Origin of the sequence: Ramlibacter algicola, from assembly GCF_016641735.1 — a bacterium.
GTDB lineage: Bacteria > Pseudomonadota > Gammaproteobacteria > Burkholderiales > Burkholderiaceae_C > Ramlibacter > Ramlibacter algicola.
Map to the genome: position 1 here is coordinate 3,440,337 of NZ_JAEDAO010000001.1, position 25,361 is coordinate 3,465,697.

General features: G+C 70.6%; 24 protein-coding genes. 12 read left to right on the forward strand and 12 right to left on the reverse strand.

The window, feature by feature from the left end; translation table 11 throughout:
* The 11 genes from I8E28_RS16885 (at nucleotide 1) to accD (ending at nucleotide 11,577) form a co-directional block, all read left to right on the forward strand.
* On the forward strand, nucleotides 1-126 hold the full coding sequence (locus tag I8E28_RS16885) for an entericidin A/B family lipoprotein (protein ID WP_200789279.1): 126 nt from the start codon (nucleotides 1-3) through the stop codon (nucleotides 124-126).
* 45 nt (nucleotides 127-171) lie between these two features.
* Nucleotides 172-825, forward strand: coding sequence for a 3-isopropylmalate dehydratase small subunit (gene leuD, locus I8E28_RS16890; protein WP_200789280.1), 654 nt, complete (start codon nucleotides 172-174; stop codon nucleotides 823-825).
* Nucleotides 825-1,811 carry a hypothetical protein gene (locus I8E28_RS16895; RefSeq protein ID WP_200789281.1) on the forward strand — a complete coding sequence of 329 codons (987 nt, stop codon included), beginning with the start codon at nucleotides 825-827 and terminating at the stop codon, nucleotides 1,809-1,811. Before leuD ends, I8E28_RS16895 begins: the two co-directional genes overlap by 1 nt.
* Nucleotides 1,808-2,896, forward strand: coding sequence for a 3-isopropylmalate dehydrogenase (gene leuB / locus I8E28_RS16900; protein ID WP_200789282.1), 1,089 nt, complete (start codon nucleotides 1,808-1,810; stop codon nucleotides 2,894-2,896). Before I8E28_RS16895 ends, leuB begins: the two co-directional genes overlap by 4 nt.
* A gap of 78 nt (nucleotides 2,897-2,974) precedes the next feature.
* Nucleotides 2,975-4,123 carry an aspartate-semialdehyde dehydrogenase gene (gene asd, locus I8E28_RS16905; protein ID WP_200789283.1) on the forward strand — a complete coding sequence of 383 codons (1,149 nt, stop codon included), beginning with the start codon at nucleotides 2,975-2,977 and terminating at the stop codon, nucleotides 4,121-4,123.
* Nucleotides 4,124-4,377: 254 nt separating this feature from the next.
* Nucleotides 4,378-7,128 (forward strand): FimV/HubP family polar landmark protein, encoded by a 2,751-nt coding sequence (locus I8E28_RS16910; protein WP_338050795.1) that lies wholly within the window; start codon nucleotides 4,378-4,380, stop codon nucleotides 7,126-7,128.
* A gap of 25 nt (nucleotides 7,129-7,153) precedes the next feature.
* A complete protein-coding gene (gene truA, locus I8E28_RS16915) occupies nucleotides 7,154-7,936 on the forward strand; it encodes a tRNA pseudouridine(38-40) synthase TruA (protein ID WP_200789285.1) in 783 nt (260 codons plus the stop codon).
* Nucleotides 7,933-8,649 (forward strand): phosphoribosylanthranilate isomerase, encoded by a 717-nt coding sequence (locus I8E28_RS16920; protein ID WP_200789286.1) that lies wholly within the window; start codon nucleotides 7,933-7,935, stop codon nucleotides 8,647-8,649. Before truA ends, I8E28_RS16920 begins: the two co-directional genes overlap by 4 nt.
* Nucleotides 8,627-9,865, forward strand: a complete 1,239-nt coding sequence (trpB, locus tag I8E28_RS16925; protein WP_200789287.1) for a tryptophan synthase subunit beta — start codon at nucleotides 8,627-8,629, stop codon at nucleotides 9,863-9,865. The genes I8E28_RS16920 and trpB overlap by 23 nt, the downstream gene beginning before the upstream one ends.
* On the forward strand, nucleotides 9,862-10,671 hold the full coding sequence (trpA, locus tag I8E28_RS16930; RefSeq protein ID WP_200789288.1) for a tryptophan synthase subunit alpha: 810 nt from the start codon (nucleotides 9,862-9,864) through the stop codon (nucleotides 10,669-10,671). Before trpB ends, trpA begins: the two co-directional genes overlap by 4 nt.
* A gap of 33 nt (nucleotides 10,672-10,704) precedes the next feature.
* Entirely contained in the window at nucleotides 10,705-11,577 is an 873-nt protein-coding gene (accD, locus tag I8E28_RS16935) for an acetyl-CoA carboxylase, carboxyltransferase subunit beta (protein ID WP_200789289.1), read from the forward strand.
* An 18-nt stretch (nucleotides 11,578-11,595) separates the two neighbouring features.
* Here the strand turns inward: accD and I8E28_RS16940 are convergent, their stop codons facing one another.
* Nucleotides 11,596-12,135, reverse strand: a complete 540-nt coding sequence (locus tag I8E28_RS16940; RefSeq protein WP_200789290.1) for a YggT family protein — start codon at nucleotides 12,133-12,135, stop codon at nucleotides 11,596-11,598.
* A 55-nt stretch (nucleotides 12,136-12,190) separates the two neighbouring features.
* On the opposite strand from I8E28_RS16940, the gene I8E28_RS16945 reads away from it, so the two are divergent.
* A complete protein-coding gene (locus tag I8E28_RS16945; RefSeq protein WP_200789291.1) occupies nucleotides 12,191-12,826 on the forward strand; it encodes an LON peptidase substrate-binding domain-containing protein in 636 nt (211 codons plus the stop codon).
* A gap of 12 nt (nucleotides 12,827-12,838) precedes the next feature.
* Here I8E28_RS16945 and I8E28_RS16950 read toward each other — a convergent pair whose 3' ends face one another.
* Genes I8E28_RS16950 through asnB form a run of 11 tightly spaced genes read right to left on the reverse strand, consistent with a single transcriptional unit; the run spans nucleotide 12,839 to nucleotide 25,359 of the window.
* Nucleotides 12,839-14,641: a polysaccharide biosynthesis protein gene (locus I8E28_RS16950; protein WP_338050796.1), complete on the reverse strand. Its 1,803-nt coding sequence runs from the start codon at nucleotides 14,639-14,641 to the stop codon at nucleotides 12,839-12,841.
* Nucleotides 14,622-16,133, reverse strand: a complete 1,512-nt coding sequence (locus I8E28_RS16955; RefSeq protein ID WP_200789292.1) for a DegT/DnrJ/EryC1/StrS family aminotransferase — start codon at nucleotides 16,131-16,133, stop codon at nucleotides 14,622-14,624. Before I8E28_RS16955 ends, I8E28_RS16950 begins: the two co-directional genes overlap by 20 nt.
* Nucleotides 16,130-16,744 carry an acetyltransferase gene (locus I8E28_RS16960; protein ID WP_338050797.1) on the reverse strand — a complete coding sequence of 205 codons (615 nt, stop codon included), beginning with the start codon at nucleotides 16,742-16,744 and terminating at the stop codon, nucleotides 16,130-16,132. The genes I8E28_RS16955 and I8E28_RS16960 overlap by 4 nt, the downstream gene beginning before the upstream one ends.
* Before the next feature lies 1 nt (nucleotide 16,745).
* The gene (gene neuC, locus I8E28_RS16965; RefSeq protein WP_200789294.1) at nucleotides 16,746-17,882 is read right to left on the reverse strand and encodes a UDP-N-acetylglucosamine 2-epimerase; all 1,137 of its coding nucleotides are present in this window, start codon (nucleotides 17,880-17,882) and stop codon (nucleotides 16,746-16,748) included.
* A gap of 5 nt (nucleotides 17,883-17,887) precedes the next feature.
* On the reverse strand, nucleotides 17,888-18,907 hold the full coding sequence (gene neuB, locus I8E28_RS16970; protein WP_200789295.1) for an N-acetylneuraminate synthase: 1,020 nt from the start codon (nucleotides 18,905-18,907) through the stop codon (nucleotides 17,888-17,890).
* A complete protein-coding gene (locus I8E28_RS16975) occupies nucleotides 18,904-19,608 on the reverse strand; it encodes an acylneuraminate cytidylyltransferase family protein (protein ID WP_200789296.1) in 705 nt (234 codons plus the stop codon). The genes neuB and I8E28_RS16975 overlap by 4 nt, the downstream gene beginning before the upstream one ends.
* On the reverse strand, nucleotides 19,605-20,246 hold the full coding sequence (gene hisH / locus I8E28_RS16980) for an imidazole glycerol phosphate synthase subunit HisH (protein WP_200789297.1): 642 nt from the start codon (nucleotides 20,244-20,246) through the stop codon (nucleotides 19,605-19,607). The genes I8E28_RS16975 and hisH overlap by 4 nt, the downstream gene beginning before the upstream one ends.
* Nucleotides 20,243-21,010: an imidazole glycerol phosphate synthase subunit HisF gene (hisF, locus tag I8E28_RS16985; protein ID WP_200789298.1), complete on the reverse strand. Its 768-nt coding sequence runs from the start codon at nucleotides 21,008-21,010 to the stop codon at nucleotides 20,243-20,245. Before hisF ends, hisH begins: the two co-directional genes overlap by 4 nt.
* Entirely contained in the window at nucleotides 21,010-22,332 is a 1,323-nt protein-coding gene (locus tag I8E28_RS16990; protein WP_200789299.1) for an N-acetyl sugar amidotransferase, read from the reverse strand. The genes hisF and I8E28_RS16990 overlap by 1 nt, the downstream gene beginning before the upstream one ends.
* Nucleotides 22,333-22,381: 49 nt before the next feature.
* Nucleotides 22,382-23,578 carry a UDP-glycosyltransferase gene (locus tag I8E28_RS16995; protein ID WP_200789300.1) on the reverse strand — a complete coding sequence of 399 codons (1,197 nt, stop codon included), beginning with the start codon at nucleotides 23,576-23,578 and terminating at the stop codon, nucleotides 22,382-22,384.
* Entirely contained in the window at nucleotides 23,575-25,359 is a 1,785-nt protein-coding gene (gene asnB / locus I8E28_RS17000; RefSeq protein ID WP_200789301.1) for an asparagine synthase (glutamine-hydrolyzing), read from the reverse strand. The genes I8E28_RS16995 and asnB overlap by 4 nt, the downstream gene beginning before the upstream one ends.
* Nucleotides 25,360-25,361 lie beyond the last annotated feature (2 nt).

The window sequence follows — 25,361 nt, forward strand, 5'->3', positions numbered from 1 at the left end:
ATGAAGAAAACGATCGCCACGCTGCTCGCCTGCCTGTTCGTGCTGGCCGGGTGCAACACCATCAAGGGCGCCGGCCAGGACATCCAGAAGGCCGGCAACGCGATCGAGAACGCGGCCAAGAAGTGACGGACTAGAGGGGGCGGCATCGGCCAGCCCTGCAGGAGCAAACACATGGACAAGTTCACCGTCCACAAGGGGCTCGTCGCCCCGATGGACCGCGAGAACGTCGACACCGACGCGATCATCCCCAAGCAGTTCCTCAAGTCGATCCGCAAGACGGGCTTCGGGCCCAACCTGTTCGACGAGTGGCGCTACCTGGATCCGGGCTACCCGGGCCAGGACCCGGCCAGCCGCAAGCCCAACCCGGACTTCGTGCTGAACCAGCCGCGCTACAAGGGCGCGTCGATCCTGCTGGCGCGCAAGAACTTCGGTTGCGGCTCGTCGCGCGAGCACGCGCCCTGGGCGCTGCAGCAATACGGGTTCCGCGCGCTGATCGCGCCGAGCTACGCCGACATCTTCTTCAACAACTGCTTCAAGAACGGCGTGCTGCCCATCGTGCTGCCCGAGTCCGTCGTGGCGCAGCTGTTCGACGAGGTGCATGCGTTCCCGGGCTACGAGCTGACCGTGGACCTGGACCGCCAGGTGATCACGAAGGCGCAGGGCGACGCCATTCCCTTCGACGTGCAACCGTTCCGCAAATACTGCCTGCTCAACGGCTTCGACGACATCGGCCTCACGCTGCGGCAGTCCGACAAGATTCGCGCGTTCGAGGCGCACCGCCTCGCGACCAAGCCCTGGCTGGCGCACACGCTGGGCGCGCGTTGATGCGCCTGCGTGCCGCCGCGGCCGCGCTGGCCGCCGTCCTGTCGTTCGCTGCGTCGGCGCAGGACGCACGGCCGGGCGCGTTGCGTTTCGCCCGTGCCGACGAAGCGCGGGCGGCGCTCGTGGCCGACGACGACTGGATGGCCACCACGAGCCCGTTCCAGCGGGCTGCAACGCTCGGGAGCGCGGGCGCAGTGGACGTTCCCGAGTTCAAGGCGGCGCTCGCGCGGGCCGGCCATGCGTGCAGCGAGCAGGAGCAGCAACGCTGGAACGCGGCGGCCGCCACCGCGCTGCCCCGCATCCGCGAGATCGGCCTGCCGGTCCCCTGGCCCGTGACGATCGTGTGCACCGACGGCTCCGATGCCGCCGGCGCGCCGTACACGCGCGGCCGGGCGATCTTCATGCCGCGCGATGGCGAAGCGGGGCCGCGCGACGCCTTCGTGCTGGTGCACGAGATCGTGCACGTCACCTCGCGCGCGAACCCGCAGCTGGCCACGCGCCTCTACCGCGAACTGGGCTTCGAGCCCGTCGCCGACCTCGCGTGGCCTCGCGAGTGGCTCGACGCGCGCATCTCCAATCCCGATGCGCCGCATTCGCGCCACGCGATGCAGCTGGACACGCCCGCGGGCCGGCAGTGGGTCGTGCCGCTCCTCGTCGCGGGCCGCACGCAGCTGCGCCCGGGTGAAAGCTTCTTCCATGTCCTGCAGGTGCGCGTGCTCGCGATCACGCCGGGAACGAACGGCCAGCCGAGCCAGCCGGTCCGCCGCGACGGCCAGCTGCTCTGGTGGCCCATCGAGGCGCTGCCGGCCTACCTGCAGCGGCTCGGGGGCAACACCGGCTACGTGTTGCATCCCGAGGAAACGCTCGCCGACAACATCGCGCTGCTGGCCTTGCAACGGCCCGCGCGCAACCCTGCCCTGCTGGATCGCCTGCGCGCCGCGCTCGCCGGCAGCGGCGCCACCCCATCGAAGAAAGAGATCCGCCCATGAAGATCGCAGTCCTGCCCGGCGACGGCATCGGTCCCGAGATCGTCGCCGAGGCCCTGAAGGTGCTGAAGGTGCTCGACCTGAAGTTCGACGTCGAGGCTGCGCCGGTCGGCGGCGCCGCCTACGACGCGCACGGCCACCCGCTGCCCGAAGCGACCTTGAAGCTCGCGAAGGCCTCCGATGCGATCCTGTTCGGCGCCGTCGGCGACTGGAAGTACGACAAGCTGGAACGCCACCTGCGGCCCGAGCAGGCGCTGCTCGGGCTGCGCAAGCACCTGGGCCTGTTCGCCAACCTGCGGCCGGCCATCTGCTACGAGCAGCTGACGCACGCCTCGAGCCTGAAGCCCGAGCTCGTCGCGGGCCTGGACATCCTGATCGTGCGCGAGCTGACCGGCGATATCTACTTCGGCCAGCCGCGCGGCCGCCGCTCCTCGCCCGATGGCGCGTTCGCCGGCGCCGAGGAAGCGTTCGACACGATGCGGTACTCGCGCCCGGAGATCGAGCGCATCGCGCACGTCGCGTTCGACGCCGCGCGCAAGCGCAACAAGCACGTCACCAGCGTCGACAAGGCCAACGTGCTCGAAACCTCGCAACTGTGGAAGGACGTGCTCACCGAAGTGGGCAAGCAGTACGCCGACGTGACGCTCGACCACATGTACGTCGACAACGCGGCGATGCAACTGGTGAAGAACCCCAAGTTCTTCGACGTCGTGGTCACCGGCAACATGTTCGGCGACATCCTCTCGGACGAAGCCGCGATGCTCACGGGCTCCATCGGCATGCTGCCGTCTGCCAGTCTGAACGCCGGCAAGCAGGGCCTGTACGAGCCGAGCCACGGCAGCGCGCCGGACATCGCCGGCAAGGGCGTGGCCAATCCATTGGCTACAATCCTGTCCGCAGCCATGATGCTCCGCTACTCCCTCCAGCAAGCTGAAGCCGCCGACCGCATCGAGTCCGCGGTGCAGTCGGTGCTGGCCCAGGGACTGCGCACGGCGGACATCCATTCCGAAGGCACCACGAAGGTCGGCACCCGCGCCATGGGCGACGCCGTCGTGGCCGCGATCACCAAGAAAACCACCAAGGGCTAGCAAGCTCCGGTTCGTCGCGCGCCTCCCCCGGGCCAGACGAGCCGGGGGACCAGGATTCAACTGAAAGGCGTGACGACGATGGCACTCTCCAAGGCACAACAACCGCTGGTCGGCCTCGTGGGCTGGCGCGGCATGGTCGGCTCGGTCCTCATGGACCGCATGCAGGCCGAAGGCGACTTCGGCCTGGTCGAGCCGCTGTTCTTCTCCACCTCCAATGCCGGCGGCAAGGCGCCCGCCCAGGCGAGGAACGAGGCGACTCTGCAAGACGCGTTCGACATCGATGCGCTCAAGCGCTGCGACGTCGTGATCACCTGCCAGGGCGGCGACTACACGACCGAGGTGTTCCCCAAGCTGCGCGCGGCCGGCTGGACCGGCCACTGGATCGACGCGGCCTCGACGCTGCGCATGAAGGACGACGCGGTCATCGTGCTCGACCCCGTCAACCTGCCGGTGATCAGGAATGCGCTCGCCAAGGGCGGCCGCAACTGGGTCGGCGGCAACTGCACGGTCAGCTGCATGCTCATGGGCGTCGGGGCGCTCTACAAGGCCGGGCTGGTCGAGTGGATGAGCAGCATGACCTACCAGGCCGCGTCCGGCGGCGGCGCGCAGCACATGCGCGAACTGCTCACCCAGTTCGGCACGCTCAACGCCGAGGTCAAGGGCCTGCTCGCCGATCCCAAGTCCGCGATCCTGGAAATCGACCGCAAGGTGCTCGCGCGCCAGCAGTCCATGGGCGCGTCCGAAACCGAGAACTTCGGCGTCCCGCTGGGCGGCTCGCTGATCCCCTGGATCGACAAGGACCTGGGCGGCGGCGTGTCGCGCGAGGAGTGGAAGGCCGGCGCCGAGACCAACAAGATCCTCGGCCAGGGCGAAGGCTTCGGCACGCCCGCGGTCCCGGTGGACGGGTTCTGCGTGCGTGTCGGCGCGATGCGCTGCCACAGCCAGGCGCTGACCTTCAAGCTCAAGAAGGACGTGCCGCTGGCGGACATTGAAGCCATGATCGCGGCCGACAACGCCTGGGTGAAGGTGGTGCCGAACACGCGCGAGGCGACGCTGCAGCAGCTGACCCCGGTCGCGGTGACTGGCACCCTGGGCATCCCGGTCGGGCGCCTGCGCAAGATGGCGATGGGACCGGAGTACCTGGGCGCGTACACGATCGGCGACCAGCTGCTGTGGGGCGCGGCCGAGCCGCTGCGCCGCATGCTGCGCATCCTGCTCGAGTCCTGATGGGCACCCGGCGTGCTGTAGCCACTGGTTACAGCACGTTGTGGTCGGGCAACATGAATGCGGGCTCAACCGTGCCGCGGAAAGTGCAAGGGACGTCAAGCCTTGTCTCAGCTTGTCACCCTAAGACATTGATGTTAAGGTCGTTTTAGCAATTTCCGCCGCAAGGCGCAGTTCGCATGAAGACAACAAAACTGCCCGCCGAACGAGCAGTGGGGACTCACCACAAACCCTCCCGATCCTGGCAAGCCACAGCCGTGGCGCTGGCCACGGCCGCGTTGCTGTCGGTGCCGTCCTTTGACGCACAGGCACTCGCGCTGGGCCGTGTCACGGTCCAGTCGGCGCTGGGCGAACCGCTGCGTGCGGACATCGACCTGCCGGAGATTTCGGCGGACGAGGTCGCCACCCTGCGTGCGGCCATCGCGAACCCGGAAACGTTCAAGTCCCAGGGCCTCGAATTCAGTCCCGCGCTGTCCGACGTGGTCGTCACGCTGGAGAAGCGCCGCGATGGCGGCTACTTCCTGCGCCTGACCGGCCGGAAGCCGGTGAACGAGCCCTTCCTGGACGTGGTGCTGGAAACCAACTGGGCGTCGGGCCGCATCCGCCGCGACTTCACGATGCTCTTCGACCCGCCGGCGCTGCGCCAGGGCCAGGGCACCACGACGGCGCAAGCGACCCCGCTGCCGCCGCAAGCCAGTGCGCAACCGTCTGCCGTTCCGCCGCGCAGCGCAGCCAGTGGCCGCGACCAGCGCGCGGCCGGCACGCCGGCATCGCCTGCCAAGCCGTCGACCGCCGCCGCACCGGCCGCGCCCGCCGGCGAAGGCAAGCAGGTCACCGTCCAGTCCGGTGACACCGCCGCCAAGATCGCGGTCGCCAACAAGCCGGCCAGCGTGTCGCTCGACCAGATGCTGGTCGCCATGCTGCGCAGCAACCCGGACGCCTTCGTCAACGGCAACGTCAACCGCCTGCGCGCGGGCGCCGTGCTGAACATGCCGACGCAGGAACAGGCGGGTCTGGTCGAAGCTTCCGAAGCACGGCAGTCGCTGGTCGCCCAGAGCCGCGACTTCAACGAATTCCGTCGCAAGGTCGCCGAAGCGGTGCCCGCCGCTCCGGTTGCGGGTCCCGATCGCGAAACCCGCGGCAAGCTGCAGGCCCAGGTCGAGGAGAAGAAGCCCGCGGCCACTGCTCCCGACAAGCTCACGCTGTCCAAGGGCGCCGTGCAGGCCAAGGGTGGCGAGGACAAGATCGCCCGCGATCGCGCCGCGCAGGACCAGGCCACCCGCATCGCCGAACTGAATCGCAACCTCAGCGAGCTGAAGGGCCTCACGGGCAACTCCAGCGCGCCGGCCGCCGGCACTGCCGCTGCCGCCTCGTCGGCCAAGCCGGGCACCCCGGCGGTCGCGCTGGGCACGCCCGCAGGGACGCAGGCCGCAGCCAGCGCTCCGGCCGCGAAGGCGGCGTCGGCTCCCGCAGCGGCTCCGGCCACCACCCCGGCCGTGACCGCGTCCGCACCCGCAGCCACCACCGCGTCCGCGCCTTCGACCGCGACGACGGCAGCCTCGACGGCCAGTGCCCCGGCCGCCACGACGGCTGCGTCGGCGCCCGCCGCCGCGGTTGCTCCCGCGACCCCGGACACCGCCCCGGCGGCCAAGCCGGCCGCGGCGGCCCGCAAGCCGGCCGTGCCGCCGAAGCCGGAACCGACCCTCCTCGACCAGGCGCTGGACGAGCCGCTGGTCCCCGCGGCCCTCGGCGGCCTGCTCGCCCTGCTGCTGGGCTTCGGCGCCTGGAAGCTGCGCCAGCGCCGCCAGGCCACGCAGGTCGACAGCTCGTTCCTGGAAAGCCGCCTGCAGCCGGACTCGTTCTTCGGCGCCAGCGGCGGCCAGCGCATCGACACCGCCGAGGGCACGCCCACGGGCGGCTCGTCGATGGTGTATTCGCCCAGCCAGCTCGACGCCGCTGGCGACGTCGACCCGGTCGCCGAAGCCGACGTCTACCTCGCCTACGGCCGCGACCTGCAGGCCGAGGAGATCCTGAAGGAAGCGGTGCGCATCAACCCGCAGCGAGCCGCCATCCACGTCAAGCTGCTCGAGATCTACGCCAAGCGCCGCGACACCAAGGCCTTCGAGCAGGTGGCTGCCGAAGCGCACACGCTCACGCATGGCGAAGGTCCCGAGTGGGCTCGGATCTGCGAACTGGGCCAGGAACTCGATCCGTCGAACCCGATGTACCAGCCCGGCGGCCAGCCGGTGCCCGGTGGCGTGGCGCAGGCCGTCGCGCCCGCGGTGGCCGCTGCCGCCGGCGCGCAGACCGCGTACCTGTCCACCGGCAAGTTCGAAGCCTCGCCCGAGCCGACGGCGGCACCTGCCGCCGCGGCCGGCCCGGTCGACGTGGATTTCGATCTCGACTTCTCGCTCGGTGACGAGCCCGCCCCGGCACCTGCCGCGGCCGAGCCCGCTCCCGCGCTGATGGATCCGGACGCCACCTTCGTGCCCGGCGCGCTCTCCAGGACGCAGCCGCTGCAGGCGGTCGCCGCGCCGATGGACATGGACTTCAGCAGCACGGCCAAGACCGAAGCCGCGTCCACCGAGCCGATCCAACTCGACGCGCCCGACCTCACCGTCGCCGCCGACAACGGCCTGGCCTTCGACCTGACCCCGCCCGCCGCGGCACCGGCCCCCGTGGCCGCCGCACCCGCGCCCGCGGCGGACTCCGGGATGATCGAGTTCGACATGGGCTCGCTGTCGCTGGACCTGCCCGGTTCCGCGCCTGCCCCGGCCGCTTCGGCGCCCGCACCGGTGGCCGACAGCCTGGACATGCCCGAGCTGGAGATTCCCACCGAAGCCGGCGACGGTAGCGACGACCCGCTGGCCACCAAGCTGGCGCTCGCCGAGGAGTTCAACGCCATCGGCGACGCCGACGGCGCGCGCAGCCTCGCGCAGGAAGTCATCGCCGAAGCCAGCGGCGACCTGAAGACGAAGGCGCAGAAGTTCCTCGCGGAGATCAGCTGATCCCGCTTCCCGCGAAGGCCCGGCCGTGAGGTGGGCACTCGGCATCAGCTACCTGGGACAGGCTTACGACGGCTGGCAGAGCCAGCCGTCCGGCCGCACCGTCCAGGACCACCTCGAGGCGGCCCTCGCCCGCTTCGCCGACCGGCCCGTTTCCACCGTCTGCGCCGGCCGCACCGATGCCGGCGTGCACGGCCTGATGCAGGTCGTGCACTTCGACACCGAGGTGCGACGGGAGCCGTTCTCTTGGGTGCGCGGCACCAACGCGTTCCTGCCGCCCGACATCGCGGTGCAGTGGGCGCAGCCCGTCCCGGACGCCTTCCACTCGCGCGCGAGCGCCGTCGCGCGGCGCTACGCGTACGTGCTGCTGGAATCGCCCGTGCGTCCGGCCGTCGAAGCCGGCCGCGCGGGCTGGGTGTTCCGCCCGCTCGATGCCGTTGCGATGCGCACCGCCGCCGACAAGCTGCTCGGCACGCACGACTTCACGTCGTTCCGCGCCTCCGCCTGCCAGGCCCGCTCGCCGGTCAAGACGATGCGGCGCATCGGCATCAGCCGCCGTGGCGCGTACTGGCGCTTCGAGTTCGAGGCCGACGCCTTCCTGCACCACATGATCCGCAACGTCATGGGCTGCCTCGTCGCCATCGGCAGCGGCCAGCAACCCGCCGCGTGGATGGACGAGGTGCTTGCCGCGCGCAGCCGTGACGCGGCCGCGCCCACGTTCGCGCCGGACGGGCTGTACTTCCTCGGGCCGGTGTACGAAGACCACTGGGGCTTGCCGGACCGCACCCCTGCCTATGATTGGCTGCCATGAGCGCCGCCACGTCCCCGCCGAGCCAGCGCACGCGCATCAAGATCTGCGGCCTCACGCGCGAAGAGGATGTCGCTGCCGCCGTCGAGGCAGGCGCTGACGCCGTCGGCTTCGTGCTGTACGCCAAGAGCCCGCGCTTCGTCACCGCCGAGCGCGCCGCGCAACTCGCGCGCACGCTGCCGCCCTTCGTGACGCCGGTGCTGCTGTCCGTGAATGCGACGGCCGAGGAAGTCCGCGCGGCCTGTGACCTGGTGCCGGGCGCGACGCTGCAGTTCCACGGCGACGAGACCCCCCGGCAGTGCGCGCAGGCCGCCGGTGCCCGGCCGTGGATGCGCGCGGCGCGCATCCCGCTCGAGGCGTCCGTGCCCTTCGACTTGGTAAACTTTGCCTCGCTCCACGAAGGCGCCACGGCCATCCTCCTCGACGCGCATGTCGAGGGCTACGGCGGCGCCGGCAAGGCATTCGATTGGTCACGTCTTCCACCAAGCGTCAACGCTCACCTCGTCTTGTCTGGTGGGCTCACACCTGCAAGCGTGGGCGATGGCATCTTGCAAGTGCGGCCGCGTTGCAGGACGCTGGCCGTTGATGTGAGTTCCGGGGTCGAACGCGCCAAGGGCGTGAAGGACCCCGCCAAGATCCATCAGTTCGTCGCGGCCGTGCGCGCCGCCGACGCGCTCCTTGCAAGGTCCACCGATGCCCTCCTCTCCCCAACCTGACGCCCGGGGCCACTTCGGCCCCTATGGCGGCAGCTTCGTCAGCGAGACGCTGACCCACGCGATCAACGAACTGCGCGACGCCTACGCGCGCTACCAGCACGACCCGCAATTCCTCGCCGAATTCCGCTGGGAGCTCGCGCACTTCGTCGGGCGCCCCTCGCCCGTCTACCACGCCGAGCGCATGAGCCGCGAACTTGGCGGCGCGCAGATCTACCTGAAACGCGAAGACCTGAACCACACGGGCGCGCACAAGATCAACAACGTGATCGGCCAGGCGATGCTCGCGCGCCGCATGGGCAAGCCGCGCGTGATCGCCGAGACCGGCGCCGGCCAGCACGGCGTGGCCACCGCCACCATCTGCGCGCGCTACGGCCTCGAGTGCGTGGTGTACATGGGCAGCGAGGACGTCAAGCGCCAGAGCCCGAACGTCTACCGGATGAACCTGCTGGGGGCGACCGTCGTGCCCGTCGATTCCGGCAGCAAGACGCTGAAGGACGCGCTGAACGAGGCGATGCGCGACTGGGTCACCAACGTCGAGAACACGTTCTACATCATCGGCACCGTCGCCGGCCCGCATCCGTACCCGATGATGGTGCGCGACTTCCAGAGCGTGATCGGCAACGAATGCCTCGAGCAGATGCCGCAGCTCGCGGGCCGCCAGCCCGATGCCGTGATCGCGTGCGTCGGCGGCGGCAGCAACGCGATGGGCATCTTCCATCCCTACATCCCGTTCCCCGACGTGCGCCTGATCGGCGTCGAGGCCGCGGGACAGGGCCTGGACAGCGGCAAGCACTCCGCGTCGCTGCAACGCGGCAGCCCGGGCGTGCTGCACGGCAACCGCACCTACATCCTGCAGGACGACAACGGACAGATCACCGAGACCCACAGCATCAGCGCGGGCCTCGACTATCCCGGCGTCGGCCCGGAGCACGCGTGGCTGAAGGACACCAAGCGCGCCGAGTACGTCGGCATCACCGACGCCGAGGCGCTGCAGGCCTTCCACCACCTGTGCCGCACCGAAGGCATCATCCCCGCGCTCGAATCGAGCCATGCCGTCGCCTATGCGATGAAGGTGGCACCGACCATGGGCAAGGACCAGGTGCTGCTGGTCAACCTGTCGGGCCGCGGCGACAAGGACATCGGCACCGTCGCCGACCTCGCCGGCGTCGACTTCTACGACCGGCCCTCGATGCGCGGCCTGCAGGTGAAGCGATGAGCCGCATCGCCGCCACCTTCGAGCGCCTGCGCGCGCAAGGCCGCAAGGCCCTCATTCCCTACGTCACCGCCGGCTTCCCGTTCGCCGACGTCACGCCGTCGCTGATGCACGGCATGGTCGAGGCGGGTGCCGACGTCATCGAGCTCGGCGTCCCCTTCTCGGACCCGATGGCCGACGGTCCCGTGATCCAGAAGGCGGGGGAGAAGGCGCTGGCGCTGGGCGTCGGCATGGCCCAAGTGCTGGCCATGGTGCGCGACTTCCGGGTCAGGGACGACCAGACACCGGTGGTCCTGATGGGCTACGCGAACCCGGTCGAGCGCTACGACCTGCGCCACGGCACGGGCGCGTTCATCCGCGACGCGGCCGCGGCCGGCGTCGACGGCATCCTGGTCGTCGACTACCCGCCGGAGGAATGCGAGCAGTTCGCCGCGGACCTGAAGGCCGCGGGCCTGGACCTCATCTTCCTGCTGGCGCCGACGTCGACCGACGAGCGCATGGCCCAGGTCGCGCGCGTCGCGAGCGGCTACGTCTACTACGTGTCGCTCAAGGGCGTCACCGGCGCGGGCCATCTCGACACGTCCGCGGTCGAGGAAGCGCTCCCGCGCATCCGCAAGCACGTGCGCGTGCCGGTCGGGGTGGGCTTCGGCATCCGCGACGCGGCCACCGCCACGGCGGTGGGCCGCGTGGCCGACGCGGTCGTGATCGGCACCCGCCTGATCCAGGTCGTCGAAGAGCAGCCGCGTGACAAAGTTGCGTCCGCGGCCGCCGAGTTCCTGCGCGGGATCCGCCAGGCGCTCGACAAGTAAAATCGCACCCTCCCCCGGAGACCCCCACCGTCCATGAGCTGGCTCGAGAAACTCCTTCCCCCGAAGATCCAACCCACCGACCCGACCGAGCGCCGCAGCGTGCCCGAGGGCCTGTGGGTCAAGTGCCCCAGCTGCGAGACGGTGCTGTACAAGACCGACCTCGAGCAGAACGTCAACGTCTGCCCCAACTGCAGCCACCACCACCGCATCAACGCGCGCCCGCGCCTGAATGCGTTCCTCGACCCGGAAGGCCGCTGGGAGATCGGGCAGGAAGTGCTGCCGGTCGACGCGCTGAAGTTCCAGGACAGCCGCAAGTACCCGCAGCGGCTGAAGGAAGCGCTGGAGAACACCGGCGAGACCGACGCGCTGGTCGTGATGGGCGGCGCCGTGCACGGCATCAGCCTGGTCGCGGCGGCGTTCGAGTTCGACTTCATGGGCGGCAGCATGGGCAGCGTGGTCGGCGAGCGCTTCGTGCGCGGCGTCGAGAGCGCCATCGAGCAGAAGGTGCCATTCGTGTGCTTCACCGCCACGGGCGGCGCGCGCATGCAGGAAGGGCTGCTGTCGCTGATGCAGATGGCCAAGACCAACGCCGCGCTCACGCGCCTGGCGAAGAAGGGCCTGCCCTACGTCAGCGTGCTGACCGACCCCACGATGGGCGGCGTCAGCGCCGGCTTCGCGTTCATGGGCGACGTCGTCATCGCCGAGCCGAAGGCCCTCATCGGCTTCGCAGGCCCGCGCGTGATCGAGTCCACCGTGCGCGTCACGCTGCCCGAGGGCTTCCAGCGCGCGGAATTCCTGCAGCAGAAGGGCGGCGTCGACTTCATCTGCGACCGCCGCGAACTGCGCAAGCGCGTGGCCAGCGTGCTGGCCATGCTGCAGCGCCAGCCAGCCGACGCGGTGATCTGACGCGGCTGGAGCCTGCTGCTAGAAGCCGCGGAAGGCGGCGGTGAGCACCATCAGCGCCACCTGCAGCAGCACCAGCAGCACCAGCGGCGACAGGTCCAGCCCGCCAACCAGAGGCAGCACCTTGCGGATCGGCCGCAGCAGCGGCTCGCACAGGCGGTCGATCACGTCGGCCATCGGCGAGTCGTTCTGGATCCACGACAGGATCGCGTAGACCAGCACCAGGGCCATCATGGCCGAGATGGCCAGGCGGATGAGCCCGAACAGCGCCATGCCCAGCAGCCAGTCGACCTCGATGTGCCCGCGCATGGCCAGGATCAGCAGCCACTGCGCGCACTCGATGAGGTAGGCCGCCACCAGGCTCGCGGTGTCGATGCGGCCGATGGCGGGCAGCACCTTGCGCAGCGGCAGCACCAGCCAGTCGGTGATGGCGAACACGAAGCGGCCGATGGGGTTGCCGAAGGGCACGCGCTGCCACTGCATGAAGAGCCGCAGCAAGCAGGCGCCGCCGAACAGGCCGGCGGCCACCTCGAGCAGATACGAAACGATGTCGAAAGCCACGGCCCCCCGCCTTTTGTCGTGCCGTGGGATGATAGCGGCGTCTCCCGCGCCACTCTTGACTTCCGCCCTCACCCTGCAGTCGCTGCCCCTGTTCCCGCTGGGAACGGTGCTGTTCCCGGACGGCGTGCTGCCCCTGCGCGTGTTCGAGGTCCGCTACCTCGACATGGTCCAGCGCTGCCACCGCGCCGGCGCGCCGTTCGGCGTGGTGTCGCTCACCCAGGGGCACGAGGTGCGCACGCCGGGCGCCGGGCGCGAGGCGTTCGCGACCGTCGGCACGCTGGCCACCATCACATCGTTCGAGCAACCCCGCGCCGGCCTGCTGATGATCCGCGCGACCGGCGGCCAGCGCTTCCGCATCACGTCGAGCGACCAGCTCAAGCACGGGCTGTGGGTCGCGGACGTGCAGCAGATCGCTTCCGACAAGTCCGTGCCGGTTCCCGACGACCTGCGGTCGACGGCCGATGCTCTGGCGAAGCTGGTGCAGTCGCTGCACGAGAAGGCGATCGGGCCCGACCAGATGCCGGTGCCCGAGCCGCTGCGGCTGGACGATTGCGGCTGGGTGGCCAACCGCTGGTGCGAGCTGCTGCCGATGCCGGTGCCGCTCAAGCAGCGCCTGATGGAACTGGACAACCCGCTGGTGCGGCTCGAGCTGGTGAGCGACGTGCTCGCCAAGACCGGCATCGCCGGCTAGCAGCCGCCGACGTCAGCGCGGCTGGTACTCGGGCACCTGCGCCTTCAACCACGCCCGCAGGTCGCGCTCCGAAGGCGCGGGGCCGGCGCCCTCGATCCACTGCTGCAGCGCCTGCACGTCCGGGACCTGCCCGCCGGTCTTCGCGATGCGCAGCTTGGGATGGGGCGTCGTCAAGGTGGTCTCGTCGTCGGCCAGCAGCTCCTCGAACAGCTTCTCGCCGGGGCGCAGGCCCGTGAAGGTGATCGGGATCTCCTCTTCGGTGTGTCCCGACAGGCGAATGAGCATGCGCGCGAGTTCGACGATGCGCACCGGTTCGCCCATGTCCAGCACGAAGATCTGGCCCGACCGCCCCATCAGCGCGGCCTGCAGCACGAGCTGCGCGGCCTCGGGGATGGTCATGAAGTAGCGCACGATGTCCGGGTGCGTCACGGTCACCGGGCCGCCGCGCGCGATCTGGCGCGTGAACAGCGGCACCACCGAGCCGCTGGATCCCAGCACGTTGCCGAAACGCACCGACACGAAGCTGGTGCCGGTGTGTTGCGCGGCCACCGCCTGCACCGCCAGTTCCGCCAGGCGCTTGCTGGCGCCCATCACGTTGGTCGGGTTGACCGCCTTGTCGGTGGAGATCATCACGAAGCGGCTCGCGCCGCACTGCGCCGCCACCGTCGCCGCGTGCAGCGTGCCGATGACGTTCGTGCGCAGCGCCTCGATCTCGTTCAGCTGCTCCATCAGCGGCACGTGCTTGTATGCCGCGGCATGGAACACCACCGCGGGGGCATGGCGCGTCGCGATCGCAAGCAGGCGCTCCGGGTCGCGCACGTTGGCCGTGTAGTAGATGCCGCGCATCTGCGGATGCGATTCCTGCAGCTCCTGCTCGAGCTGGTAGATGGCGTACTCCGACACGTCCACGCACACCAGGCGCGCGGCGCCGAAGCGCGCGATCTGGCGGCACAGTTCCGAGCCGATGGAGCCGCCGGCGCCGGTGACCAGCACGGTCTGCCCCGACACCATGCCGGCCAGGCCCTGCACGTCGAGTTCCACGGGCGCTCGTCCGAGCAGGTCCTCGAGTTCCACCTTGCGCGGGCCGGCGCTCTCCGCGCGCAGCCATTCGTCGGCGCGCGGCATCGTCATCAGCGTGATCTGGGACTCGGCGGCCAGGAGCAGCGCCTCGCGCCGCTGCTCCGACCCCGGCGGGCTGGCGACGAGCGCGGCCCGCACGTCCACGGCTGCGCAGACGGTGGGCAGGTCGGCGACGGTGCCCAGCACGCGCACGCCCTGCAGCGTGCGGCCGCGGTCCGTGCGCAGCGGCGACAGGATGCCGATGGCGCGCCAGCGGTTCGACGCGCGCAGCGCGCGCAGGGCCTCCGACGCCTGGTCGAGGGTGCCGACCACCACCAGCGGCGTGCCGCCCTGCAGGCTGCCTTCGGCCTGGATGCGCCAGGCGGCACGCGCCAGGCCCATGAGCAGGAAGGCGAGGATCGGCTGCAGCAGCAGCACCGACCGCGGGAAGTCCGGCACGCGCAGCATCAGTACTGCGACGGCGGTGAAGATGCCACCCAGCGCCACGCCCTCGGCCACGCGGCTGATTTCCGGCAAGCCGGTGTGCGTCCACACGTGCCGGTCGACGCGGCGAAGCGCCAGGCCCACGACGGTGCCGAGCGTGCACCAGGCGAGCGTCGACCAGGCGAGGCGCGCGAACTCGTCCGGGATGTCGAGGTTGAAGCGGAGCCAGAACGCCAGCCACCACGCGACGACACCCAGCAGGACGTCGACGACGAAGGCGACGAGCGCGCCCCTAGACAGCAGCCGCCGCACCCGGCGCCTCCGCGTGCGCCAGCGCGCGCCGCAGGTGGTCGATCACGCGGCCCAGCAGCTCGTCGGGCATGTTCGACCCGGACGGCAGGCACAGCCCGCCGGCGAAGAGCCGCGCCGAGACGTCGTCGCCTTCGGCATGCGGGAAGTACTCGCAGCCCTGGAACAGCGGCTGCAGGTGCATCGGCTTCCAGACCGGCCGCGCCTCGATGGAGTGGCGTTCCAGCGAGCGCAGGATGCGGTCGCGGCGCTCGCCGGCGCGGTCGCCATCGAGCGCGAGGCAGGTGAGCCAGCGCGTGGACCGCATGCCGGCCGGCTCGGGCATCCATTGCAGGCCGCCGACACCGGCGAGTTCACGCCGGTAGGCGTCGTACACGGCGCGGCGCCGTTCGACCCGCTGCCCGAGCACGCGCAACTGCCCGCGGCCGATGCCGGCAAGCACGTTGCTCATGCGGTAGTTGAAGCCGACCTCGACGTGTTCGTAGTGCGGTGCCGGCTCGCGCGCCTGAGTCGACAACTTGCGGGCGCGCGCCACCAGGTCGGCGTCGTCGCTCACCAGCATGCCGCCCCCGGAGGTGGTGATGATCTTGTTGCCGTTGAACGAGAAGATGCCCACGCGGCCGAAGCTGCCGCTCGGACGGCCCTTGTACGTCGCGCCGAGCGATTCCGCCGCGTCTTCCAGGACCGGGACGCCGTACTTCTCGCAAAGGGGCAGCAGCACGTCCATGTCCGCGCTCTGGCCGTACAGGTTCACGAGCACCAGGCAACGCGGCATGCGGCCCTCGCGGCGCGCCCACTCGAACGCGCGCTCCAGTGCCTGCGGCGACATGTTCCAGGAGCCCGGCTCCGAATCGATGAAGACCGGCCGCGCGCCGCAGTAGAGGATCGGATTGCAGCTGCCGACGAAGGTGAGCGAGGAGCAGAACACCGTGTCGCCGGGACGCACGCCCAGCAGCAGCAGGCCCAGGTGGATGGCGGCGGTGCCGGAGCTGAGCGCGGCCGCGTGGCCCACGCCGACGTGCGCCGCGAGCTCGCGCTCGAACCCGTCGACGTGCGGGCCCAGCGGCGCGATCCAGTTGGTGCGGAACGCTTCCTCGACGAACGCCGTCTCCTCCTCGCCCAGGTGCGGCGAGGACAGCCAGACGCGCTGCGACAGCTCGCGCCGCATGACGAGGTCGATCGGGCGCCCTTGCGGATCGACCACCGGGATGTGGTCGATCTCGTGCTCGTCCATCAGGGCGACGGCGCGGGCGACCGGCTCGTGCGCGCCGATGGTTCGCGGTGCGCTGGCGGGCAGGTCCGCAAGGGACGCCGATTCGGGGACGCGATTCAGGGCGGCGCGACGCAGGTCACCGTCGGTGACGGTGCGCACCAGCCGGCCTTGCGCGTCGGTCACCAGCAGGATGCCGCGGGCGCTGCGATCCAGGGCGTCCAGCGCATCGCGCACGGCGCACCCCGCCGGCACGCACAGCGCACGGAACTGCTGCTCGTTCATCGCACCCTCCGGGCCGGCACGCCGGCATACACGCCGGGCACGTCGATGTCCGACCGCACGACGGCACCGGCGCCGATGACGACGTCGTCGCACACGCGCACGCCGGGCAAAAGGTGTGCGCCGGCGCCCACCAGCACGCGCGCGCCGACGCGCGCCTGGCCGCCGAGCGCGGCCAGCGGCGCCACGTGGCTGAAGTCGCCGACGACGCAGTCGTGGTCGATGACGGCCCCATGGTTGACGATGACGCAGGACCCGAGCTGCGCCAGCGGCGCGAGCACGGCCTGCGCAGCGACGAAGCTGCCGGCGCCCACGCGCGCCAGCGGCGACACGCTCGCATGCGGATGCACGACGGTCGCCAGCGGCAGCGAAGCGGCGCGCGCCTCGCGCTCGCGACCCGTCGCGGCGCCGATCGCGATATGCACGGCGGCCGGCCCGGGGGCATCGGGTGCCTGCAGCGGCACGCCCGGCAGCAACTCGCCATGGCACCGGTCGGGATCGCGGTCGCTCGCGCACACGCGCTCCCATGTGCCCTGCGCGAGCGCGGCATCGGCGACGACGCGGCCATGGCCGCCGGCGCCGAGGATCAGGAGCGTGGTGTGCGCGGACTGCACGTCAGTAGCTGTTGGTCTTGCCGAGGACGGAACCGTCCAGCGCGATCGTGGACAGCAGGCGGGTGATGCGGCCCGAAGCCTGCCCGTCGCCCCAAGGATTCTCCCATGGCCATCGGCCATGGACGACCTGCTTGCGCACGGCTTCTTCGATGGCGGCCGCGTCGACCGGCACGTCGACGACGTTGGGGCCGTGCTCGCGCAAGTGCTGCCGGCTGCCGATGTTCACGACCGGCGTGCCGAAGCTGGCGGCTTCGATGATCCCGGACGACGAATTGCCCACCAGCACCGCGCAATGGCGCAGCGCGGCGCAGAACAGCGGGCGTGCGAGGTGCGTGCAGCGGCGCGAACCGGCGGGCAGTGTCCCGTCGTCCAGCGCGTCGAGGATCTGGCGCGAACCGGCGTCGGCGTTCGGGTCCATCCACAGCACCGGCAGGCCCACCGCGCGCAGCGCCTGCAGCAGGTTGCGGGCCTGCGCCGCGGCATCGCCGGCTTCCTGCACGACGGGGTGGAACAGCGCCAGCACGAACTCGCCGACGTCCGGCATCTGCAGTTGCTGCAGCGCTTGCTCGCGCGGCACGTCGCCCAGGGCCACCAGGCCGTCGAGACCGGGTGCACCCGTGACGAAGATGCGATCCTCGGCCTCGCCCATGCGCACCAGCCGTTCACGCGCCGCGCCGGTGGCGACGAAGTGGTAGCTGGCGAGCTTGCTGATCGCATGCCGGACGGGCTCGTCCACCGTGCCCGACCGTTCGCCGCCGTGGATGTGCACGCATGGGATGCCGACGTGCAGCGCGGCGAGCGCCGCGGCGAGCATCTCGCCACGGTCGCCGAGCACCAGCACCGCATCGGGCCGTTCGCGCTCGAGCACCGGCACGAGGCCGCGGACGACGTCGGCAATGGCGAGCGCCATGCTCGCGCCGGTCCGGGTGAGCACGTCGACGGGGACTTCGGCGCAGACCCTCAGTCCGCTCGCGCGGACCTCGTCGACCGTGCGCCCGTGCGTGTCGCTCAGGTGCGTGCCCGTGACGGCGACCTGCACCTCGAGGCCGGGCGTGGCGTTCACTGCGACCAGCGTGCGTTCCAGCAGGCCGAAGTCCGCGCGGGTGCCGGACAGGTAGAGGAGGCGGCGCGCAGGCATGGTGCTCAATCCGACTCGAGGTGGTCCCACTGCAGCACGGTGCCCGCAGCGACGCCGCCACGCATGCGACGGCCGACGACGCGGTCCCAGTCACGCGGCGCGATGCCCGTGGCGGGGCGCCGGCACGCGAGCATCTCCGGCGTGAGCACCGCACCGGCGGCGATGTCGCTGGCGGCGACGATGCTGCGGCGCGCGACACGCGCCGCATCCAATTCCTGCGGGCGCGGCGCCTTGATGCCGTCGCCGCGCATCGCCTCGATGCGGCGGATGCCGCGCACCATGGCCTCGAACTCCGCCTGCTCCAGCGACGCCGCATGGTCGGGGCCCGGCATCCTGCGGTCGAGCGTCAGGTGCTTTTCGATGACGGTCGCTCCCAGCGCCACCGCGGCCAGCGACGCCTCGATGCCCAGGCTGTGGTCCGAGTAGCCGATCGGCAGCCCGAGATCGGCCCGCATGCTGGTGATGGCAGTGAGATTCAGTGCTTCGTCGGTCGCCGGATAGGCCGACGTGCAATGCAGCAGCGTCAGGCCGTCCAGCGACCCGCGTGCCCCACGCGCCCAGTCGAGCGCTTCGCGGATCTCGTCCATGGTCGCCATCCCGGTGGACAGGAGCACGGGCAGCCCGGTGGCGCACGCATGCTCGACGAGCGCGCGATGCGTGAGCTCGCCCGACGGCAGCTTCATGCGCCGCACGCCGAGTTGCACGAGCATGTCCACGGCCGCCACGGAAAACGGCGTGGAGAAGAATTCGATGCCGATCGCATCGCAGTGGTCGCGCAGCAGCACGTGCTGCTCGGGCGACAGCTCCAGCTGCCGCAGCATCGCGAACTGGTCCTGTGCGCCGGTCTGCCGCTCCTGGTACTGCGCCGTCGGCGCGCCGGGCACCACGAGGTCCTCGGCGCGGAAGGTCTGGAACTTGACGGCGTCGGCACCCGTGGCCTTGGCGGCATCGCACAGCGCGCGGGCGAGCGCGATGTCGCCGTTGTGGTTCACGCCCGCTTCGGCGATGACGAAGACGCGGCTCATGCGTGCAGTTCCCCGCGGTGGCGTTCGTACAGCCACTGGGCGTGGTCGAAGTCATCCAGCGTGTCGATGTCCACCGACCGCCACCCGGGCATCTCGTAAGGCGCGGAGCGCACGCTCCACAGCCCGTGCAGCGCGGCATGGGCCAGCGCCGCGCGGCGCCAGACGTAGATCGAGCCGTTGAGCGCGTAAACGGCGGGCGTGTCCTGCCGGCGCGCGGTGCCGTTGCCCTTGCACAGGTGCAGCAGTCCATCCGCCGCCTGTTCGACGAGGTTGAAGTACGGGTTGTCCGCCGCGGCGCGCACGCTCAACACCAGGTCCTCGTCGATGGCCATGGCGCGGTCGATGTCCGACGACAGGCGCAGCGGCGACGTCGGCTGCAGGTCGATGACGCGGTCGATCGCCAGGCCCTGCCCTTCCAGGTGGCGCACCAGGTGCTCGATGACGGGCAGCTTGCCGGCCTGGTCGGTGGCGAGTTCGGGAGGACGCAAGTACGGCACCTGCGCGCCGGCGTCACTCGCGACCTGCGCGATCTCCTCGCTGTCGGTCGACACGTAGACGCCGTGCAGCGCCTTGCAGGCCAGCGCCTGCGCGATCGTGTGCGCGATCAGCGGGCGGCCGGCGAAGGGACGGATGTTCTTGCCCGGCAGGCCCTTGCTGCCACCGCGGGCGCAGATCGTCGCGATGGTGAGGCCGGAGCTCATGCCTCGAGAAAGCGTTGCAGCATCGCCAGCCCCGCGTGCGCGCTGCGCTCGGGGTGGAACTGGCAGCCGTACAGGTTGTCCTGGTGCACCGCCGCGCAGATGGCATGGCCGCCGTAGTCGACGTTGGCCAACCGCGCCGCCGGATCGCGCGGCTCGGCGCTGAAGGAGTGCACGAAGTAGGCGCGCTCGCCCGGGGCGACGCCTTCGAAGATCGTTCCAGCCCACTCCGCGGCGGGCTGCAGCGGCCGCCAGCCGATGTGCGGGATGCGTTGCGGCGTGCCGTCGACGGCTTTCGACGGCACGGGGACGACACGCCCGGCGACCAGCCCGAGGCCTTCGTGCTCGCCCATCTCCTCGCTGGCGTCGAACATCATCTGCAGGCCGACGCAAATGCCGAGGAACGGGCGCCCGGTCTGCGCGAAGCGCTGCACCGTGTCATCGAAGCCGCGCGCGCGCAGTTCCGCCATGCCGTCGCCGAACGCGCCGACGCCGGGCAGCACGAGGCGGTCGGCATTCGCGTCTTCCGCACTGGCACGCTGCACGACGCGCGGCGTCGCCCCGCAGTGCTCCAGCGCGCGCAGCACGTTCAGCAGGTTGCCGATGCCGTAGTCGAGCACCGTGACGCTTGCGGCGCTCATGCCGGCCCTTCCATGCGCACGTCCAGGCCGCAGGCGGCGGCGTGCTGCTTGATCCCGGGCAGCGTCATGCGCTTCCAGTGCAACGCGTCGGCGACTGCGATGGCGCTGACGCCGGTCGGCGCGACGGCGGCGATGTCCTCGGCCTGGCCGAAGCCGCCACTGGCGGTCACCGGCACCGCGACGGCGTCACAGACGGCCTGCACCAGCGGGACGTCGAAGCCCTTGCGCGTGCCTTCCTGGTCCACGGACGTGAGCAGGATTTCGCCGGCGCCACGTGCGACGGCTTCCTTCACCCACTCGACGACGTCCTTGCCCGTGCGCTCGCGGCCGTTGTCCGTGTAGGCCTCCCAGCGGCCCGGGGCAACGCGCTTGGCTTCGACGCCCAGCACCATGCACTGCGAGCCGTAGCGCCGCGCGACCTCGCCCACGAGGTCGGGCCGCGCGATGGCCGCGGTGTTGATCGCCACCTTGTCGGCACCCGAATGCATCATGGTCTCGACGTCGGCCAGCGAGCGGATGCCGCCGCCGACGGTGATCGGCACGTACACGCGGTCGGCCGCGCGCTTGATGATGTCGGACAGGTTGTTGCGCTGGTACAGGCTGGCGACGATGTCGATGAACAGCAGTTCGTCGGCGCCGTCGGCGTAGTAGCGCAGCGCGTGCTCGTGCGGGTCACCCACCACCCGGAGGCCTTCGAGGTGCACGCCCTTGATCAGGTTCGGCCCCTTGATGTCCAGGCGGGCGATGACGCGCAGGTGCCGCATCAGGTGGCGCCGGGCTCGTGCACCGCGTGGCGCAGCTTCCACTGGCCGCCTTCGCGCTTCCACAGGTGCGGCGAACGGAACGAGTCGGCCAGCTTCGCGTAGTAGTCCCTGTCCATGACCGGCTGCTCGAACATCTTCGAGGCCTGCGGGAACTCCTTCGCCGGGATGCTCAGGTAGCGGAAGATCTCGTCGGCGAAGCGCTCCGGGAACTCGCCGTCGTAGCGGCGCACCAGCGCCACCCCTTCGTCGCGCGTGATGTCGCCCGAGCGGATCTCCTGCGCGGCGTCGTAGGTGGCGCGGCCGATGCCGAACTTCACGAAGGTCGTGTGGTAGTGGAAGTCGTCGATGCGGTCGTCGATCGAGTTGTACTTGCTGTACGTGCCCGGCGTGCGCTCGGGCGAGGCCTCGAAGCCGCCGTGTTCCACCGCGTAGTAGTAGCAGCTCTGCGGATGCCACTTGAGGTAGTAGCCGAGGTAGTGCACCTCGATGTCCTGCTTCTGGATCTGCGCCGGGTCGGCCGGCAGGTAGGGCAGCAGGTCCTGCTCCTCGAGGCCGAAGTCCTCGTACAGGCTCTGGATCGAGGTGCCGCCCAGGTAGATCTGCGACTTGTCCGAAGCGGTGAAGTACGACCAGTCGCGCTTGGCGCTGCTGGTGTCGCCGATCGGGTTGCCGTACTCGGCCTCGTTCTCGCCGTAGATCACGAACGGGATGTCGTGCAGCAGCGCCATCTTCGGCGCCAGCGACTTCTGCCCGAACATGAAGGCCTGGAACGGGTGGAACAGGTTGTCCACCGCCAGCCGCGTGAGCAGGCGGTGCACGCGGCCGTTGGGCGTCGTCAGTTCGTTGTCGAAGCCGGCGTGGATCCAGGCCTGGAAGTTGCGCCAGCCCCACTCGGTGTAGACGTGCGGCGCCCAGGTCACCGTCAGTGGGTGCATGCCGAAGCGCGTCTTGAGGATGTGCGACGCGTAGAAGCTGTCCTTGCCGCCCGAGCCCGGCACCAGGCAGTCATAGCCCGACTTGCTGCGGAACTTGTCGCACAGCGCGGCGAGCTGGTCCTCGCGCTGCTTCCAGTCGATGGTGCCCTGCTTCTGCTCGGCGAAGCGGCAGGCATCGCAGATGCCTTCCTCGTCGAAGTTGATCGTCGCCTTCTTGCTGTCCCTGGTGTGCTGGTACTCCACCGCGGAATTGGGGCGCTGGTTGGAGATGACGCAGCGTTTGCAGAAGTGCACGTAGCGCGGCAGCCCGTAGCGCACGCCGGCGGCGTCCTGGGGGGCTTCGAACGCTGCAAGGTCGACCGGCCGCGGGGCGGGAATGAGGGACATCGTCGGGAGGGGAACGGTGTGCGCGCGGGGGTGGCGCAGCGGTTCCCGATTATAGGAAGGCGGCCAGTTGCGCCAGCACGCGCGGGGCGGCGGCGCCGGCCTGCTGCACGGGGTGCCTCGGCCGTGCCAGCGCGGCGTCCAGCGCCGCCGGAAGTTGCTGCAGCGGCACCGCGGCATCGGCCAGGCCGAAGCGCGCCAGCGGCATCGCGTCGTCGAACACCGAGCCCGTCACCTGCACCAGGCGCGCGCCGGCCAGGCGGCCTTCCAGGCCCACCGTGGACGTCAGCGTGACCACCGCATCCACCGCATGCAGCAGTGGCGGCAGTGGCCAGTCCTGGCCCGTCGCCACGATCCTCGGGTGGTCGGGCAGGTGCAGCCCGCCTTGCCCCGCCCGGGCCCGGACGCACAGCACGCGGTCGTCCGCGGCCTGGCACCAGGCGACCAGCTCGGCGAGCGCGCGGGCCGGCAACTGCGGATCGCCCGGCCGGCCGTCGAACGGATGGCGGGCGGGCTCGTCCTGCGCCGGCCAGAGCACGACCTTCGATGCACCCCAACCGCGGGCCTGCCGCAGTTCGTGGCCGGCCTGCTGCACGGCCGGGTCCAGCAGCACGTCGAAGGCCGGGTTGCCGGTGACGGCGATCTCGTGCGGCGAGCGGCCCGCGGCGACGAGGAAGTCGCGCACGTGCTCGTTGAGCACGCAGATGCGGTCGGCGTAGCCGGGCTGGCCGATCCAGCGCACCTCGTCGATCGCGAACAGGTCGACGATGCAGACTGCCGGAACCTCGCGGGCACGCGCGGCCAGGATCGCGGCGCGTTCCGCACGTGGCGAATTGGTGGCGACGACGAGGTCGGGACGCACCTCATCGAGGATGCGTTCCAGCAGGCCCGTGGGCAGGAAGGCCTGGCGGCCGTCGGCTTCGTGGCGGCGTCGCGCTTGCTCGGTGCCCTGCTCCCGTTCCAGTTGCGCGTAGCTCAGGCCCAGATAGGCGCGCGTTTCGTCGGGATCGACGACGTTGGCCATGCTGCGCATCAACGCATCACCCGCTGCGAGCGCCGCGTCGTCGCCCGGCCGCACGAAGTCCTTCACCTGCAGCAGGGGCAGCCCGGCATCGCGCACGACCTGCGCGGCCGTGGTGAGACCCAGGACCTGCACCTGCGCCCGGCTGCTGTCCTGCAGCGCCCGCGCCACCGGCACGACCATGCGCACGTGGCCGCTGCCGTAGCAAACAAAGAGGACCTTCTTCATGCGGGGAACTGTGTCTCCCACAGCGCCAGCGCGGCCAGCGCGCGCAGTTCGCGCGTGTGGTTGGCCGTGCCGTCGCGGTGGGCATCGAGCAGGCGCGTGAGCTGGTCCGGCTCGAACAGCTCGCGCAGCAGCGCACTGCCGCCGAGCGTCGCGCGCAGCCACGCGTGGCTTTCGCGCCGGAACCACTCGCCCACCGGCACGGTGAACATCTGCTTGCGGCGGTACGCCAGGTCCTCGCCGATCAGCGGCGTGACGGCACGCTTGTACCAGTGCTTCTTGTCGCCATCCGCGGAGAGCTTGGTGGTGCCCGGCGAGCGGAACGCGAATTCCATCATCCGCCAGTCGAGGAAGGGCGTCCGCGCCTCGATGGACACGGCCATCCCCATGCGATCGGGCTTGACCAGGTTGTTGCCCGACAGCAGCAGCTGCATGTCGAGGTAGAGCGCCTGGTTGACGCGGTCGAAGTGCGCCGACTGCTCGAACCAGGGCCGTGCCGCGACGTCGAAGGTGTCGATGTCCTGCAGCTGCCGCGCGACCTCCGGCCGGTACAGCGCCTGCTTGGCCAGCGGCGTGAACAGCGAGATCGAGTCGAAGTAGCCGCGTTGGAAGGCGTCGTCGCCCATCGACGCCGCATCGGCGCGCGCGAACCAGGTTTCGTACTTCTCGTAGCCCGCGAACAGCTCGTCGCCGCCGTCGCCGGTGAGCACCACCTTCACGTGCTTCGCGGCGAGTTCGCTGACCCGCAGCGTCGGCATGAACGACGCGTCGCCGTGCGGCTGGTCCAGGTGGTACAGCACGTGCGGCCAGCGATCGAGCATGTTCAGCTCGGCGATCTCGCTGGTGTGCTCGCAGCCGAAGCGCCGTGCAGCGTCGGCCGCGAACGGCGACTCGTCGAAACGCGGGTCGGCGAAGCCGATGCAGAAGGTCTTCACCGGCTGCTGCACGTGCCGCGCCATCAGCGCCACGATCGTGCTGGAGTCGACGCCGCCGGACAGGAACGCGCCCCAGGGCACGTCGGCGCGCAGGCGGATGCGGGTGGCGTCGTCCAGGATCGCCAGGAACTCCTCCGACCAGTCATCGAACGGCACCTCGCGCGGCTGCTGCGCGGCGAGGTCCCACCAGCGGCCGCTGTCGACGCCGCTGCGCGTGAACTTCATCCAGCAGCCGGGCATCACGTGGCGGATGCCTTGCCAGATAGTCCAGGGCGCAGGGACGTAGTTGAACGTCAGGTAGTGGTGGATGGCCTCCAGGTCGATCGCCGGCCGCGTGGGCAGCGCTTGCAGCAGCGCCTTCAGTTCGGAACCGAACAGGTGCCGGCCGCCCTGCTCCGCCACGTACAGCGGCTTGACGCCGATGCGGTCGCGCACCAGCAGCAGTGAGTCGTCGCGCGCATCGTCGATGGCGATCGCGAACATGCCGTTGAGGCGGTGAACGAAGGCGGCGCCTTCGCGCTCGTACAGCCGCAGTAGCACTTCGGTGTCGCTGTGCGTGTCCAGGCGCACGCCCTGCGCGCGCAGCTCCGCCGCCAGCTCGACGTGGTTGAAGATCTCGCCGTTCTGCACGACGGCGATGCGACCGTCGTCGGACACGAACGGCTGGTGGCCGCCCGCGATGTCGATGATCGACAGGCGCCGGTTGCCCACTGCGACGGCGCGCGCGCGGTCGTGCCGCGTGCCTTCGTCGTCCGGCCCCCGATGCGTCAGGCTCGCGCCCATGCGCGCGAGCGCGGCGTCGTCGAGCGCCCGCCGCTCACGGTCCCAGTAGCCGAAGATGCCGCACATGG